We start from the raw sequence: 14606 nt of genomic DNA, 5'->3' as shown, positions 1-14606 counted from the left end.
GAGGGGCCCGCGGCACGTGCTCACGGCCTGTGTCGCCGTGGCCGTGCTGCTCGGCGGCTCCGTGGCGTGCAAGGGGAAGAGCCAGGATGGAGAGGAGGCGTCCCCTCCGGCCCGGACGGCGACGTCCCGTGCTTCCGCGCGTGAGCCGGCCCCGAGTGAAGCGATGCGCCCACGCGCCAAACCCCGAGAAGGAAGCACGCGCAATTCGGCGTCACCTGGCTCCGCACCCGCGCCAGCCGCGAGTGACGAGTCCTCATCTCGCGCAGGAGGCACGCGCATGCCGGCGCCCGTGGCGTTGTCCGCGCTGAATGTGACGGAGGGTGAGATGCTCCCGGGGAAGGATGGGCAGCTCACCGTCGACGGGCCCCGGATGCGCGCAGTGCTGAAGGGGGACGCGACGTCCTCTTCCGTCGAGCTGCGCTTCACGGTGCTCGGGACTACTGCGCAGCAGAAGGCCCTGGCCTCGGGTGAGCAGCGACAGCAGGTGGGCCTGAAGCTGCGCGCGCAGGACGGCTGCAACCTGGTGTACGTGATGTGGCGCATCGCCCCGAAGCCGGGCGTCGTCGTGAACTACAAGCTCAACCCGGGACAGCACACCAGCCGCGAGTGCGGCAACGCGGGCTACACCACCGTGCGCCCTTTACGTAGCACCTCCGTGGGCGCGCCCGCGCCGGGAGCCTCGCACACGCTGCGTGCCGTGCTCGACGGCGCCGCGCTGCGCGTCTGGACGGACGGCAAGCTCGCATGGGAAGGCGAGCTGCCCGAGGCGGCGCTGGAGCTGAACGGCCCGGTGGGGCTGCGCTCGGACAACGTGCGCGTGGCCCTTCAGCTCTTCAGCCCCGTGCCTTGATTCATGCGCCCGAGGGGCCGGGCTCACGCACCGGCCCCCTGCCCCACTCCGCCTACGTGCGCGCCTCGGCGCCCGTCGCGGCAGCGGCCGATTTCTCGGCCTTGTCCGACGACTCGCGCTCTGTCACGGGCTCCGCGCAGAGGCTGGAGTTGTTCAGCGTGCAGCGGCCACCGTTCTGCATGTCGAACTGCCAGCGGTGCCGGGGGCACACGAGGTAGCGCCCCTCCTCCACCCAGCCTCCGGACATGTCCGCGCCCTGGTGCGGGCAGAACCGCTGAATCGAGAAGCGCCTGCCGCCCACCTCCACCACGGCGCGCTCGCGCTGCGCCTCCGTGGCGCGGATGCCCTCGCAGAACTCACGCATGTCCTCGATTTCCACGCCGAGGAAGCCATGCAGCACGGGCTCGTACACGTCCGGGTTGCGGCTCAGCCGCAGGCGGAACGACAACAGGAAGTCCTCCCAGTTCAGCTTCCGGTCCAGCACGCGCACGATGTCCGCCGCGCTCGTCTTCATCGTGTAGCGCACCGTCTCGCGAATCTCCGGCACCACGTCCACGCGCCGGCCCTTGAAGTCCACGCGCAACAGCCGCTCGGGCAGCTCCGTCAGCTCCACGTACAGCGGCATCCCCACGCGCTCGTGCAGGTCCAGCAGGTCCAGCTTGCGCTGCAGCTCCACGCGCAGGCGCTCGTGGATTTCATCCACCTCCGCGCGCAGCATGTTGCGGCGCCGCTCTCGGAAGACGTGCTCCTGCATGGCCGCGTAGTCGCGCAGGTACTGCCCGATGTTCTCCGGCGTCACGCGCTCCGGCACCAGCGAGACGAACTCCAACGACTTCACGTCCAGCACGTCTCCGGGCATGGGCTCCAGGTAGCGCGTGGTGGCGTGGGGCAGCCGCTTCTTCATGAACTCGAAGAGCTGCGTCGCACTGGGGAAGATGTTCACCTTCTCGAAGTTGAGGTGGAACTGCGCCGGGTCCAGGAAGCACGCCGGGCCCGCGGCGGCGATGTACGCGCGCGGCTCCACCTGCTCCAGCGTGCGGGCCACCGCCTCGAACTTGCTGTCGCGTTTCTTCAGCGAAATCGCCGCGTACGTCTCGGCCGGGTACTCGTAGCAGGTGGGGTGCCAGATGGCCCCGGAGAACTGCGCGGAGAAGACGTCGATGGGCCCCTCCTCCGCCACGATGCGCACCATGCGGTCATGGAGCTTGCAGTCGTTGAGGTTGAGGAAGCACTGGTTGTCCCCGCGCACCATCACCGCCGAGTCGCGGTTGGTGCCCTGCTCGGAGACGAAGAGCTTGATGTAGCCGCCCTTGATGGGCACCTCGCGCGCGTCCTCGCAGGCGATGACGCGCTTGCAGCCATACTTCGCGAAGACGTCCTGCAGCTCCGAGCGATGGAACTTCGGCACCAGCACCGTGAAGTCCCGCCGCTGCACCGTGGCGAGGAACTCCGGGTCGAAGTGGTCCTTGTGCTCGTGGCTGATGTAGAGGAACCGCTCCTTGCCCGGGGTCTCCAGCTTCTCGCGCACCAACGGAGCCAGGTGGTGGTTGCAAGGAAGCTGCATCCACGCCGAGTCGAAGGCGCCCTTCGGGGAGAGCCACGGGTCCATGACGACGATGGCCCCCGCGGTCTCCACGACGAAGCCGGCGTGGCCCAGGAAAGTAATCTGCATGGAAGTCTCCCCTACCCCTTCGGACACATGAGGCGGGCCGGCGAGGCGCCGCGCCCGGACAGACGAATGCCGGCGACTGGCGCGTCGGCGCCCGAAGGCTGGGAACCGTCCGCGAGCCCGGCCACCTGCCCTCCGGTACAATGCGGACGTCCTTCAACGGACGCCTCCCACGTCCGCCAGGAAACACGAAGGGCGCGAAGGACCCTCGTCCTCCGCGCCCTCGTTGACTTCATGACACCGGCTTCACCGTCTCAGCGCGATGAAGCCGGTAGCCCTCAGGACTCCGGCTGGATTTCGCGGACCGACAGCCACTTGAAGTCGACGTCGTTCGCGTTGTCCCAACGGAAGGTGGCGATGGGGCCGCCCCAGGTAATGGGCATGGCACCCACGGCGCCGCCGCAGTGATCGGCATCACCGCCCCAGTCACCGGCGTCCACCACGTCGTGGACCTTCTTCCAGGTCACCTTGTCGGCGTTCTCGTTGACGTACAGCTCCAGGTGCACGGCCTGCTTGCCCTTGGCGGTGGTGTTGCGCATCACCGCCTTGAAGCCCACCCAGCGGCCCTTCAGCGCCGAGGTGGCGGGCTTGTAGGGAGCCTGCTCGTAGGAGACGTGCCACGTCTCCTTCTGCCAGCGGGCGCGGCCGTCGTAGTGCAGGCCGCCCTTGTAGCTGCTGCCCTCGCAGCCGGAGTTGTCGTCGTTGTGCTTGCCGCCGCGCGCGTACCAGTCGAAGTTGTCCGAGACGTCCTGCGCCGCGTTGAGCTTCACGAAGCCCGTCATCTCGATGTTCTTCCAGTCGTTGGCGGCCTGCATGTAGCCGCGGCTGGCCAGCACGTCGCGGTCATACGTCGGAATCTTCGAGGCGCTGTAGCCCGTGGACGTGGACACGCCCATGCGGACCTGGCTGCTCTTCATCTTCCAGGAGCCGTCCGAGTTGCGCGTAATCGTGTCCTGCGGGTCGAAGCGCTTGTCCGCCGTCGCGTTGTCCGCGAGGAACCACTGCTCGCCGCCATTCACCGTCGGGTGGAGCATCGTCACGCCGAACTTGTCCGCGCCCGGATTGGACGGCGTCTGCGCGGACTCATCCGGTGCCGGAGTCGGGGTGGGAGTCGGCGTCGGGGTGGGCGCGGGCTCCTCCGGCGTCGGGGTGGGCGTGGGCACCGGTGCGGGCGTGGGCGTGGGCACCGGGGCGGGCGTGGGCTCCGGAGCGGGCTCGGTCACCGGGGGCTCGGACGGAGTGGGGGTCGGCGTGGAAGGCTGCTCAGCGGGCGACTCGACGGCCCCTGGCGTGGAGGAACCACCGTTGCCACCGTTGCCGCAGGCAGAGAAAGAGGCCAGCGCGAACAGCGCGCCACACGTCGAGGCGAGAAAACGGTTCCGGATCAATGCTCTGTCCTTCTTCGGGGGGCCACGAGAGTGACGGGGCCGCGCGCGCCATCGCGGGCGGCCTTCACGCCGCGCCCCGCGTCCCAGAAGGCCGGGTTGCCTTCGCGGGGGGGACGGGGACGCCTGGCTGGTCTCGTTGCCCGTGACTGTTCAGTCCAACCGGGACGTGGCTGAACCCATCTCGCTACTGAACATTTCCCGACCCGACGCCGGACGACGGGCCGCTCCGTCGCCTGCTTACCGTGTGGACGGGCGAACACCTGCCCGCCGCGCATCCTTCGGTTTTCTCGAAGGAGCACCGCTGGAATCTCTATTTGTGGATGGGTGGGACGGTTCTTAACTCAGAGTCCCTATGGGAAATCTCGAGAGCGTAGGCAGTCCGGCCCTATGGGGCGGCTTCATCGCGTTCGTCATCGCGATGCTGGCGCTGGACCTGGGCGTCTTCCACCGCAAGGCGCACGTGGTGAAGGTCAAGGAGGCGCTGGGCTGGAGCGCGGTGTGGATCAGCCTGGCGCTGCTCTTCAACGCGGGCGTGTGGTGGAAGTTCGGCGCCGAGCCCGGCATGCAGTTCCTCACCGGCTACCTCATCGAGAAGTCGCTCTCCGTCGACAACATCTTCGTCTTCGTCGTCATCTTCTCGGCGATGCGCATCCCCGCGCTCTACCAGCACCGGGTGCTCTTCTGGGGCATCCTCAGCGCGCTGGTGCTGCGGGCCATCATGATCTTCGCCGGCGTGGCCATGCTGGAGCGCTTCCACTGGCTCATCTACGTCTTCGGCGCCTTCCTCATCGTCACCGGCGTGAAGCTCTTCCTGCAGCGCAACAAGGAGGAGCACCCCGAGGAGGGCTGGATGATGAAGTTCGCCCGGCGCACCATCCCCTCCACGAGCACCTTCCACGGCCATCACTTCTTCACGAAGGAGACCGGCCGCTGGCTGGCCACACCGCTCTTCATGGCGCTCTTGCTGGTGGAGGCGTCGGACGTCATCTTCGCGCTCGACTCCATCCCCGCCATCTTCGCGGTGACGCGAGATCCGTTCATCGTCTTCACGTCGAACATCTTCGCCATCCTCGGCCTGCGCTCGATGTTCTTCCTGCTGGCCGGCGCGGTGGAGAAGTTCAGCTACCTGAAGGTGGGCCTGTCGGCGGTGCTCGTCTTCGTCGGCGCGAAGATGGCCGTGGTGGACTTCGTGAAGATTCCCCCCGCGCTGTCGCTGGGCATCATCGCCACCCTGCTGGGCGCCAGCATCGTCGCGTCGCTCATCAAGAGCCGGAACGCGCCCGCGGAGAAGCCGTTGCCCGAGGCGCACGAGGCCTGACGCCGGCCCGCGCCCCCGGCCAGCCGCTCAGGAGGCCGAGGCGCGGGACAGCGCCACGAAGTCCAGCCAGGAGCGCACCGCCTCCGCGAAGTCCTCCAGCGGAAGGTGCAGCGTGCGCCCTGGAATGGCGTGCTCGGTGCGGAGGGTGGCTCGCGCGGCGGTGAGCTCCACGCTGTAGCAGTCCCCGGGCACCTCCCAGGTGCCCGTGCGGCCGGTGCGGAACTCCTGCACCAGGGCCAGCAGCCGCTCCGCCGCGCCCGAGCCCGGCCGGAGCTCCTCGGAGAGGTAGTCCGCCAGCACGTCGTTCGGAGGCGTGGCACTCACCAGCACGCCTCCCCTCGGCTCCCATGAGAATCGGAGGTTCCTCGTCGGCACGTGCCAAGGGTGGCACGCCCGGGCCACTGCGCCATCCGCCCGCAGCACGAGGCCGCACGCAGTGAACACTCGGCCGGAAAACGAAGAGGCCGTGAGCCTCGGGTTTCCCCTGAGACTCACGGCCTCTTTGAAGTGGGCGCAGCAGGGTTTGAACCTGCGACCCCTGCCGTGTGAAGGCAGTGCTCTACCGCTGAGCTATACGCCCGTGCTGTCTGTGTCGCCGCCACCGCGTGGCCCGCGTCAGCGGCGAACGCGGGTGTAGATGCCATCCGCCCGCGCAGGTGTCAACGCATTTTCGACTACAGCCCGTCCAGCTTCTCTTCCAACTCGCGCAGGCGGCGCTTGAGTCCAGAGAGCTGCTTGCCCAGGGCCTTGAACTCGCTCTTGGGCGCGAAGTGGAAGGCCTTCATCAGCTCCTCCTGCCCGCGGTCGAGCGCCTGCTTGCCCCGCTGCACCTTCCCGATGGCGGAGGCGATGGCCATGGCGCGCTTCTCGTCCGCCATGAGCTTCTCCACGGCCTTGCCGGACACGTCCAGCGCCTGCTTCTTCAAGTCGTCTCGGATGCCCATGTGGCTCTCCCCCCGTTCACGGCTCGTCGAGGTACTGCGTCTGCAGCTTCGCGAAGACCCGGTCGGCGATGCCCTTGTACTTCATGCGCTCGATGAGCGGCTGCAGGTCGCCCCGCATGGAGATGCGGCGCTTGAGCACCGCCTCCACCGGATCCAACGTCCCCTTCAGGAGCTGCTTCCAGACCGAGTACGGCGCGCGCGCCAGGTACACGGGCTCCAGCTCGTCCAGGTCATCCGGATCCGACAGCACGCGGGCCTTTTCAATCCGGCAGTCGCCTGGGACGACGTGCACCACGAACGACTTCGCCAGCTTGCCGGGCTCGGCCTCGACAACGGCCCCGAAGTCGCCCTGCCAGCCCTTGCCGGCCACGGCGCACTCGGGGTCCTCGTTGGTGAGGCGGACGGCCTCGTCCAACCACTCCTTCGACGGGAACTTCGGCATTACAGAACTCCCTAGCCCCTGCGGAAGATGCTCCCGATGCGAGACAGGAGCCCACCGTTGTCGCTCGCGTTGCTCGACGAGGGCCCCTGCTGCGGGTTGCGCGCGGCGGCCTCCTGCAGGGCGCGCTTGAGCTGCTCCGGCGTGTCGCGCGTGGCGAGGTCCACCTTGCGCATGCCGCTGGCCTCCTCCACCGTCACCTGGAGCAGACACTCCTCGGTGAGGCGGAAGTCGATCTTCCGGCCCGCGGCCGCCGAGGGCACGCGCACGGTGCCCAGGTACTCGTTGTCCACCAGCATGTCGCTGTCGCCCTGGTAGATGTCGAGCTCGATGAACGGCGAGCCCGGCTCCTTCGGCGGAGGCAGGCGGAAGCTCTTCACCAGGGGGATGAGCGAGTTCTTCTCGATGATGCGCTTCACGCGGCCGTTGGGCATCGCGTAGCCGATGGGCATGGACAGCGCGTCCAGCAGCGTCACCGCGTCGATGCTGCCCAGCGAGTCGCCCAGCAGCGCCGCGCCCAGCGCCACGCACTCGTCCGGGTGGACGCCCTTGCGCGGGGCCTTGCCGAAGTGCGTTTGAATCTTCTGCTGCACCAGCGGCATGCGGCTCTGGCCACCGACGAGGATGATCTCGTCGATTTCGGAGCGGGCAATGCCCTTCTCCTCCAGCACCCGGTCGCAGATGTCGAAGGTGCGGTCCACCAGGTCGCCGGTGAGGCTGTTGAGGAACTCGCGCGTCAGCGGGATGCGCAGGTCCAACGGCTTGCCCTTGCGCTCGTCGATGAAGGGCAGGTCGATGACGACGTTGGGGATGAGCGTGAGGTCGATCTTCGCCGCTTCCGCCGCGTTCTTGATGCGCTGGAGGGCGATGGGGTTCTCCGCGAGGTCGACCTTGTTCTCCTCGCGGAAGCGCTCCAGCACGTACTCCATGATGCGGTTGTCGAAGTCCGTGCCGCCCAGGAAGGTGTCGCCGCCGGTGGCCAGCACTTCGAAGACGTTGCCGGCCAGGTGGAGCACGGACACGTCGAAGGTGCCGCCGCCCAGGTCGTAGACGAGGACCTTCTGGTCCAGCCCGCGGTTGAAGCCGTAGGCGAGCGCCGCCGCGGTGGGCTCGTTGACGATGCGCTTGACGTCGAAGCCGGCCAGCTTCCCGGCCTCCTTCACCGCGTTGCGCTGGTTGTCGTTGTAGTAGGCCGGGACGGAGATGACCGCCGCTTCAATCGGGCCGCCGAGGAACTGCTCGGCGATGGTCTTCACCTGCGCCAGCACGAAGCTGGACACCTGGGGCAGCGTGTAGAGCTTGCCGCCCAACATCACCGCCGCGTCCCCGTTGGGGCCCTCGACGATGTCGTAGGGGAAGTAGCTCTTCAGCTCCTCCACCGTCTTGGAGTTGTACTTGCGGCCGATGAGGCGCTTGGTCCCCCAGAGCGTGTTCTTGGGGTTGGTGACCATCTGGTCCTTGGCCACCCCGCCCACCACCAGCTCCGCGCGCGACGAGAGGGCCACGACGGACGGCAGCGTGAGGTTGCCGCGGTCCGTGGGGACGATCTTCGGGATGCGGTTGCGCACGGAGGCCACCAGCGTGTTGGTGGTGCCCAGGTCAATCCCGACGATGCGAGGTCTGTCCGCCATGAAGTTCGGGGGGCGTGGGCCAGAGGAGGCGCGCCTGCCCCCCACTCTCTATCACGTCGCGCTCGCGCGTGCGCGTTTCTGGGCGTCCGGCTCAGGCCTCCACGTCCGGGTCGCCCGGCGGGGGCTCGGCCGGTCCCCGGGGTAGGACGTCGGTCGCCGCCTCCCGGGGCGGTGCGACTGGCGCCTCCTCCACGGTGGCCAGGACGAGCCGATCATAGGGCGCCGCGTCTCCCACAGGGAGCTCCTCGATGAAGCGGGAGACGCGCAGGAGGATGCGCTCCCCGTCCCGGGGCAGCACTGTCAGGGGGTACACCAGCGCCAGCTCGTCCCGGGCCCGCGTCAGGGCGACGTAGAACAGCCGGCGCTCCTCCTCTTCCTCCTCGGGCAGGCGAGAGGCCAGTGACAGCGGAAAGCGACCGTCGGCCAGCCAGAGGACGAAGACGGCCCGCCATTCCAGCCCCTTGGCCTGGTGCACCGTGGACAGCGTCAGGTATTCGTCCGGGACCTCCGTCTCCGAGTCACCCGCCAGGGCCTGCTCGGCGGCGAACTCCGCGACCAGGGCGATTTCGGACAGGAAGCGCGGCAGGTCCTCGAAGCGGGCGGCGAACTCGGCCAACTGGCGGATGTCCTCCTCGCGCTGCTCCTCCTCCGCGAACTCGGCCTTGAGGTATTCCGCGTACCCACCGGCCAGTACGTCTTCAATCAGCACTCCGGGTGTGCCCGCACCCCCGGGGCGTGTGAGGCGACCCATCAGGTCGGAGAAGCGCTGGAAGCCCTTCTGGGACTTGCGCGGCAGGTGCGCGCGGACGTCGGCATGGGCGAGGCCCTCCGCCAGGGGCGTGCCCTCGGGGAGCGCGCGCAGGGACGTCCACAGGTGCTCCGTCGTCGCGGGGCCGACACCGGGGACACGCCGCACCACGCGCTTGAAGGCGAGCTCATCCGCGGGGTTGTTCACCAGCCGCAGGTGGGCGAGCACGTCCTTGATGTGGGCCTGTTCGAAGAAGCGCACTCCGGAGCGCACGCGGAAGGGAATGCCGCGGCGGGCCAGCTCCAGCTGCAGCTCCAGCGAGTGGCTGTGCGCGCGGTAGAGGACGGCCATGGCCTCCAGGGAGAGGCCCTCGTCGCGCAGCTCGAGGATGCGCTGGGCGATGAAGGCGGCCTGCTCGGCGGCGTCCCGGGTGGGGACGACGACGGGCATGGCGCCGGGAGGGCGCGCCGCCGTGAGCGCCTTGGGGAACTGACGCTCGTTGCGGGAGATGGAGGCGTTGGCGAGCCGGAGGATTTCGGGCGTGGAGCGGTAGTTGCGCGTGAGGGTGTAGACGGCGCAGCCGGGGTAGCGCTCGGGGAAGCCGATGATGTTGGTGAAGTCCGCGCCGCGGAAGCTGTAGATGGACTGGCAGTCGTCGCCCACCACCGTGAGGTTCTTCCGCTCCCCGGCGAGCAGGTCCACGAGGTCGCCCTGCAGGCGGTTGGTGTCCTGGTACTCGTCCACGAGGACGCAGTGGAAGCGCTCGGTGAGCTGCTCGCGGATGTCCGCGTGCTGGGTGAGGAGCCGCTTCAGGTGGAGCAGCAGGTCATCGAAGTCCATGAGGTGCATCTGCGCCTTGCGCTGCTGGTAGCGCGCGGCGGTGGCGAGCACCTCGGGAGCCAAAGGGAGGAACTGCGGGCGGCGGTCCACCAGCACCTGGGACACGGGCTGCTGGAGGTTGGTGGCCATGGACACCAGGTCCAGCACCAGCTCCGGGCGCGGGAAGCGCTTGTCGCTCTTGAGCTTGCGCTCGGCGATGCACGTCACCATGAGGTCGCGCGCGTCCTCGCGGTCCAACACGGTGAAGTTGGTGGAGAAGCCCAGCACGCCCGCGTGCTGCCGTAGGAGCACGTGCGCGGCATGGTGGAACGTACCGCCGAGGATGCGCCTCACGTCCGCGAAGGAACCGGCCAGCTCCTCCACCCGCCGCGTCATCTCGCGCGCGGCCTTGTTGGTGAAGGTGAGCAGGAGGATGCCCTCCGGCGGCACGCCGCGCTCCAGCATGCGGGCCACGCGGAAGGTGAGCGTGCGTGTCTTGCCCGAGCCCGCGCCGGCGATGACGAGCACCGGCCCGTCCCCCGCCTCCACCGCCGCGAGCTGCTCCTCGTTGAGGAGGGCGGCATAGTCGATCCGCGACGGCTTCGTCGGAGGAGCGACTTTCAGCGTGTACGTGCGCGTGGCCATGGGGCGCGGAACTCTAACCGCCCCGCCCTTCGCGGACAGCCGGATCCGCGCGGATCAAGGCACGGGCTTGAGCGCCGTCAGCCGGGCCGACGCGGCGGCGCGGACCTGGGGAGACGGGTCGCGCTCCCTCGCCAGCTCGAGCAACATGCGCCCCACCTGCTGGGGCAGCTTCGTGGACACCGCTTCGAGCGCGGCGGTGCGCTCCTTCACCGCGCCGTCCAGCCGCTCGCGCACGCCCTGGTCGGAGCAGGTGCGCACGCCGGGAGACTGCTCGCGCAGAATCAGCTCCGCGTCCGCCAGCCGGGCCTCGGCCAGCCGCTTCGCCTCGGCGGCCCTGCGCTCGAACTCGGCGAGGTCCTCTGAGAACTCGGAGCTGGAGGCGCGGGCGCGGGCGATGGCATCCGCGGCGAAGCGCGCGTTGACGGCCGCCGCGCAGAGCTGACGGACGGACCCCAGGGGGAGGCGCCCCTCGGAGGTGACGGACTCCTCGTTCACCACCTCCAGCGCCCACAGCGCGAGCTGCCGCGCCGCCACCGCCGCGGAGAAGGCCTGCTTGCGCTCCTCGCGGATCTGCACCCAGCGGCGCAGCACCACCGGATCCGGCGCGCCCCCGTCGACGGCGCGCTGGTACTCCGTGGAGGCCTGGACGAGGTTGCCGGACAGGTCCAGCAGCACGGCCACCTGGAGGTACAGCTCCGGGCTCGAGGCCCGCTCACGCAGCGACTCCAGGCGCGAGGCCACCTCGTAATCCGCCACCGGATGCGGCAGCGTGGAGAGGATGGTGCGCAGGGACTCCAACGCGTACTGGCGCACCAGGGGGTTGCGCGCGGAGCGCAGCGCGTCCAGCAGCGGATCCAACGCGCGCACGGAGACGTGCTGTCCCAGCTCCTCCGCGGCCTGCCAGCGGTCCAACGCGTCCGGGGCCACGAGGGCGCGCTTCAGGTCCTCGAAGTCGCGCAGGTAGTGCCCCACGTGCGCGGCCTGCACCACGGGCTCGGGCCGGGCCAGGGCGGCGCGCTCGGCGCGGGCCTTGGCGAGGCGCTCGGGGAAGCGCGTCAGCTTCGGCCCCAGCGGGTGCGCCTTCACGCGCGCCTCGGCCTCGTCGACGAGGCCGGAGACGAGCAGCCCCTCCACCTCCAACTCCAGCAGGAGGACGCGCGCCTCCTCGCGGTGCGCACCGGCCGGGAAGTCCTTGAGGTACGCGAAGAGCTTCGTCGCGCCGGAGGCCTTGGCCTCGGCGAAGGCCTGACCGTCCAGCCGCGCCTCCACCTCCTGGCGGCGCGGATCATCCGGCGCGGACTTCAGGTACTCGGTCAGCTTGCGCGGGTCATCGGTGGTGGCCAGCTCGCGGGCCTCCGCCTCGGCCAGCAGGCGCTTCGCCTCGTCGCGCTGCGCGCCGTCCGGGTGCTCCTGGAGGAACTGGCGCCAGGCGGTCACGGTGCCGGCCTCCTTCGCGACGTTGAAGCGCAGGCCCTCCAGCAGCTTCTTCGCGGTGCGCGTGGGCCCGGAGTCCGGGTGCGCCGCCAGGAAGCGCTTGTAGCCAATCACCGTGTGCAGCTTCTTCGCCTCCTCGAACTCCAGCTCCGCCAGCCGCTCCTCGGCGGCGTCGGCGTCCGGGTGGTCGGGGTTCTCGCGCAGGAAGGCGCGGTACGCCTCCACCGTGTCGGCGCTCGCCGCGCGCTCGTACGGTGAGGGGATGCAGCCGGTGGCCAGCAGGAGGATGGCGAGAGCTCGACGGAGGGAAGCCATTCACCCCCAGCCATACCTCACCCTTGCGCACCCGGAAACTTGAGCCGAGACGGCCGGTTGCCTGGGTGGTTTTTTTGACCACACCCCGCCCCGGGCCGACCATGTCGAGTCAGGACGCTACAGGGAGGTCGCTCCATGAGGTCGGTTGCGCTGATGGGACTGCTGACGGTGCTGGCGACGGGCTGTGCCACCACGAGCGCGCCGCTGGACCCCTCGCTGGACTCGTACAGCCTGCGCTACCGCTCCGCCTCCCCGCCCGCCTTCCCGCGCGAGTCGCTCTCCAGCCCCGTCGCCGAGACGCCGTCGCGCACGCCCTCGCGCACGGTGGCGGCGCAGCCGAAGGCCAGGACGACTCCGGTGGCCTCGCGCGCTCCGAAGGCGCCGGCCGCCACGCCCGCCCGCACGACGGAGCCCGCGCGCCCTACCCCGCCGGCCAGCCCGCGCGAGACGGTGCTCGCCACGGCGCGCGCGCTGGTGGGCAAGCCCCAGGTGGTCATCAACGGGCGCAAGTACCCGGCGGACTGCACCGGCCTCATCGAGGGCGTCTATGCCCAGGCCGGCATCACCTTCCGCGGCACGCTCAAGCCCGGCGACAACGGCGTCACCGCCCTCTACCGCCACGCCCGCGCGCGCGGCCGCGTGTACACGGAGGGCCGCCCCATGCCCGGCGACCTCGTGTTCTTCCGCGAGACGTATGACCAGAACCGGGACGGCCGGCGCAACGACGGGCTCACCCACGTGGGCATCGTCGACGCCGTGGACGCGGACGGCACCGTCACCGTCATCCACCGCGTGCGCCGGGGCGTCGTGCGCTACCACATGAACCTCGCGCGCCCGAACCTCCCGAGAAACCCGAAGACGGGCGAGGTGCTCAACGACCTGCTCCGCCACCCGGGTCCCAACCGCGACCCGGTGCTCACCGGCCAGCTCTTCGCGTCCTTCGGCAGCGTGCTGCCCGCGACGAGCCCCGGCAAGACGAAGCCGGTGCCGGTGGCGCTGCGCTAGGCTCCACCGCACACCGGCCGTCGCTTCACCTCATCCGTGCCGTCGCGTCCGGAGCCGGATTTCCGGCCCCGGAAGGCACTGCCACCACGACGTCACGCCCGCGCCGTGCGGTCCCACGCGGCGCGCTGCGAGTTGCGCAGGAAGCGCCAGAAGCCCACGACGATGGCCAGGTTCATGGTGACGAAGTAGTAGGCCACCGAGGCCACCCGCTGCGCCGTGCCCCGCTTCAGCGCGCCCACCTTCCCCAGGTACGCCAGCGCGTAGAACAGCGCCTGCCCGAAGAGGGTGAAGCGGTAGAACATGCTGTCGAGCAGGAACACGTTGGCCACCAGCGCCACGCCCATCAGCGCGGGCGCGCACCAGCGCAGCAGCTTGTGGGACCAGAAGGCGAACGCGGGGAAGCCCGCCGTCGGCAGCAGCAGCCCCGGCACCATGCGCAGGCTCTGGAAGTTGCCCGCGGCGATGCGCGCGCGGCGGCCGAACTCCTTGCCGTAATCCTCCGTCGTCTCCTCGTGCGCGATGGCCTGCTCCTCGTAGACGACCTTGTAGCCCTTCTCCAGGATGCGCAGCGGAATCACGAAGTCGTCCACGATGGTGGACGGCGGCAGCTCCGTGAACAGGGTGCGCCGGATGGCGTAGAGGCCACCGTTGGCCCCCACCACCGCGCCGCGCCGCCCCTCGTACAGCTTGATGAGCGACTCGTAGCTCCAGTAGGCGCTCTCTTCGTAGTCCTGCTTCGTCGGGTTGTAGAGCTTGAGCTTCCCGCAGACCGCGCCCACCTCCGGGTCATCGAAGTGGCGCACGAGCTTTTCAATCGCGTCGGGCTCGATCATCGTGTTCGCGTCCGAGAGGACCACGATGTCCCCCTTCGCCACGGGGATGCAGCGGTTGAGCACCGTCGTCTTGCCCGCGCGCGGCGCCGGAGACAGCCGCACCCGCGCGTCCGGGCACCCGCGGACGATGTCATCCGTGCCGTCCGTGGAGCCGTCCGAGCCAATCAACACCTCGAACTTCTCCGCGGGGTAATCGAGCGCGAGGCTGTTCTCCAGCTTCTGCTGGATGCAGGACGCTTCGTTGTACGCCGCCACCACGAGACTGACCGAGCTCTTCGGCCCTGCCCTGCGTGCTTCCTTCCGGCCCGCTCCGCCTCTGTTCCTCATCGCCCGGATGTTCTGGGCCACCTGCGCGCCCCCATCCATCGCGAACAGGATGAGCGGGTAGAGAAAGTACGTGTGCGCGAGCAGCAACGCGGCACACCAGAAGAAGACCTCCGCCATCGACCATGCCTCCAGTACCCAGTCTCCGAACCTGCACCAGGTCTAGCAAGACATGCGCCAGCCCGAGGCATCTCGGAATCCACCCGTAAGTGCTGGGGCTGGCGGCGGAGCGACCCGTGAGGGA

The 14606-nt window shown here is 69.4% G+C and carries 12 protein-coding genes and 1 tRNA gene; 3 read left to right on the top strand and 10 right to left on the bottom strand.

The window, feature by feature from the left end; all coding sequences use genetic code 11:
- The first annotated feature begins 277 nt into the window (after positions 1 to 277).
- Positions 278 to 850, top strand: coding sequence for a hypothetical protein (locus tag ACVTJA_RS24280; protein WP_465839547.1), 573 nt, complete (start codon positions 278 to 280; stop codon positions 848 to 850).
- 52 nt (positions 851 to 902) lie between these two features.
- On the opposite strand, the gene ACVTJA_RS24275 is transcribed toward ACVTJA_RS24280, so the two are convergent.
- Entirely contained in the window at positions 903 to 2522 is a 1620-nt protein-coding gene (locus ACVTJA_RS24275; protein WP_465839545.1) for a Rieske 2Fe-2S domain-containing protein, read from the bottom strand.
- 275 nt (positions 2523 to 2797) lie between these two features.
- Positions 2798 to 3907, bottom strand: coding sequence for a carbohydrate-binding protein (locus tag ACVTJA_RS24270; protein ID WP_465839543.1), 1110 nt, complete (start codon positions 3905 to 3907; stop codon positions 2798 to 2800).
- Positions 3908 to 4259: 352 nt separating this feature from the next.
- Between ACVTJA_RS24270 and ACVTJA_RS24265 the strand changes: the two genes are divergently transcribed.
- Entirely contained in the window at positions 4260 to 5225 is a 966-nt protein-coding gene (locus ACVTJA_RS24265) for a TerC family protein (RefSeq protein ID WP_465839541.1), read from the top strand.
- 27 nt (positions 5226 to 5252) lie between these two features.
- On the opposite strand, the gene ACVTJA_RS24260 is transcribed toward ACVTJA_RS24265, so the two are convergent.
- The 7 genes from ACVTJA_RS24260 to ACVTJA_RS24230 all read right to left on the bottom strand — a co-directional run bounded on the left by ACVTJA_RS24260 (position 5253) and on the right by ACVTJA_RS24230 (position 12200).
- Complete coding sequence (locus ACVTJA_RS24260) at positions 5253 to 5549, bottom strand: hypothetical protein (RefSeq protein WP_465839539.1); 297 nt, start codon at positions 5547 to 5549, stop codon at positions 5253 to 5255.
- Positions 5550 to 5733: 184 nt separating this feature from the next.
- Positions 5734 to 5805: transfer RNA gene (locus tag ACVTJA_RS24255), tRNA-Val, on the bottom strand.
- A gap of 94 nt (positions 5806 to 5899) precedes the next feature.
- A complete protein-coding gene (locus ACVTJA_RS24250) occupies positions 5900 to 6169 on the bottom strand; it encodes a hypothetical protein (RefSeq protein ID WP_465839537.1) in 270 nt (89 codons plus the stop codon).
- 16 nt (positions 6170 to 6185) lie between these two features.
- Positions 6186 to 6611 (bottom strand): SCP2 sterol-binding domain-containing protein, encoded by a 426-nt coding sequence (locus ACVTJA_RS24245; RefSeq protein ID WP_465839536.1) that lies wholly within the window; start codon positions 6609 to 6611, stop codon positions 6186 to 6188.
- Between the two features lie 11 nt (positions 6612 to 6622).
- On the bottom strand, positions 6623 to 8239 hold the full coding sequence (locus ACVTJA_RS24240) for an Hsp70 family protein (protein WP_465839535.1): 1617 nt from the start codon (positions 8237 to 8239) through the stop codon (positions 6623 to 6625).
- 91 nt (positions 8240 to 8330) lie between these two features.
- Positions 8331 to 10451, bottom strand: a complete 2121-nt coding sequence (locus ACVTJA_RS24235; protein ID WP_465839534.1) for an ATP-dependent helicase — start codon at positions 10449 to 10451, stop codon at positions 8331 to 8333.
- A 54-nt stretch (positions 10452 to 10505) separates the two neighbouring features.
- Positions 10506 to 12200 (bottom strand): HEAT repeat domain-containing protein, encoded by a 1695-nt coding sequence (locus tag ACVTJA_RS24230; protein ID WP_465839533.1) that lies wholly within the window; start codon positions 12198 to 12200, stop codon positions 10506 to 10508.
- Between the two features lie 135 nt (positions 12201 to 12335).
- Between ACVTJA_RS24230 and ACVTJA_RS24225 the strand changes: the two genes are divergently transcribed.
- A complete protein-coding gene (locus ACVTJA_RS24225; protein ID WP_465839531.1) occupies positions 12336 to 13205 on the top strand; it encodes a CHAP domain-containing protein in 870 nt (289 codons plus the stop codon).
- Positions 13206 to 13297: 92 nt separating this feature from the next.
- Here the strand turns inward: ACVTJA_RS24225 and ACVTJA_RS24220 are convergent, their stop codons facing one another.
- A complete protein-coding gene (locus ACVTJA_RS24220) occupies positions 13298 to 14482 on the bottom strand; it encodes a glycosyltransferase family 2 protein (protein WP_465839529.1) in 1185 nt (394 codons plus the stop codon).
- Between the last annotated feature and the right edge of the window lie 124 nt (positions 14483 to 14606).

The sequence above is a fragment of the Pyxidicoccus sp. M6 genome (assembly GCF_055568925.1).
The sequence above is the reverse complement of the archived record's forward strand: the minus strand, read 5'-3'. Positions and strand labels throughout refer to the sequence as shown.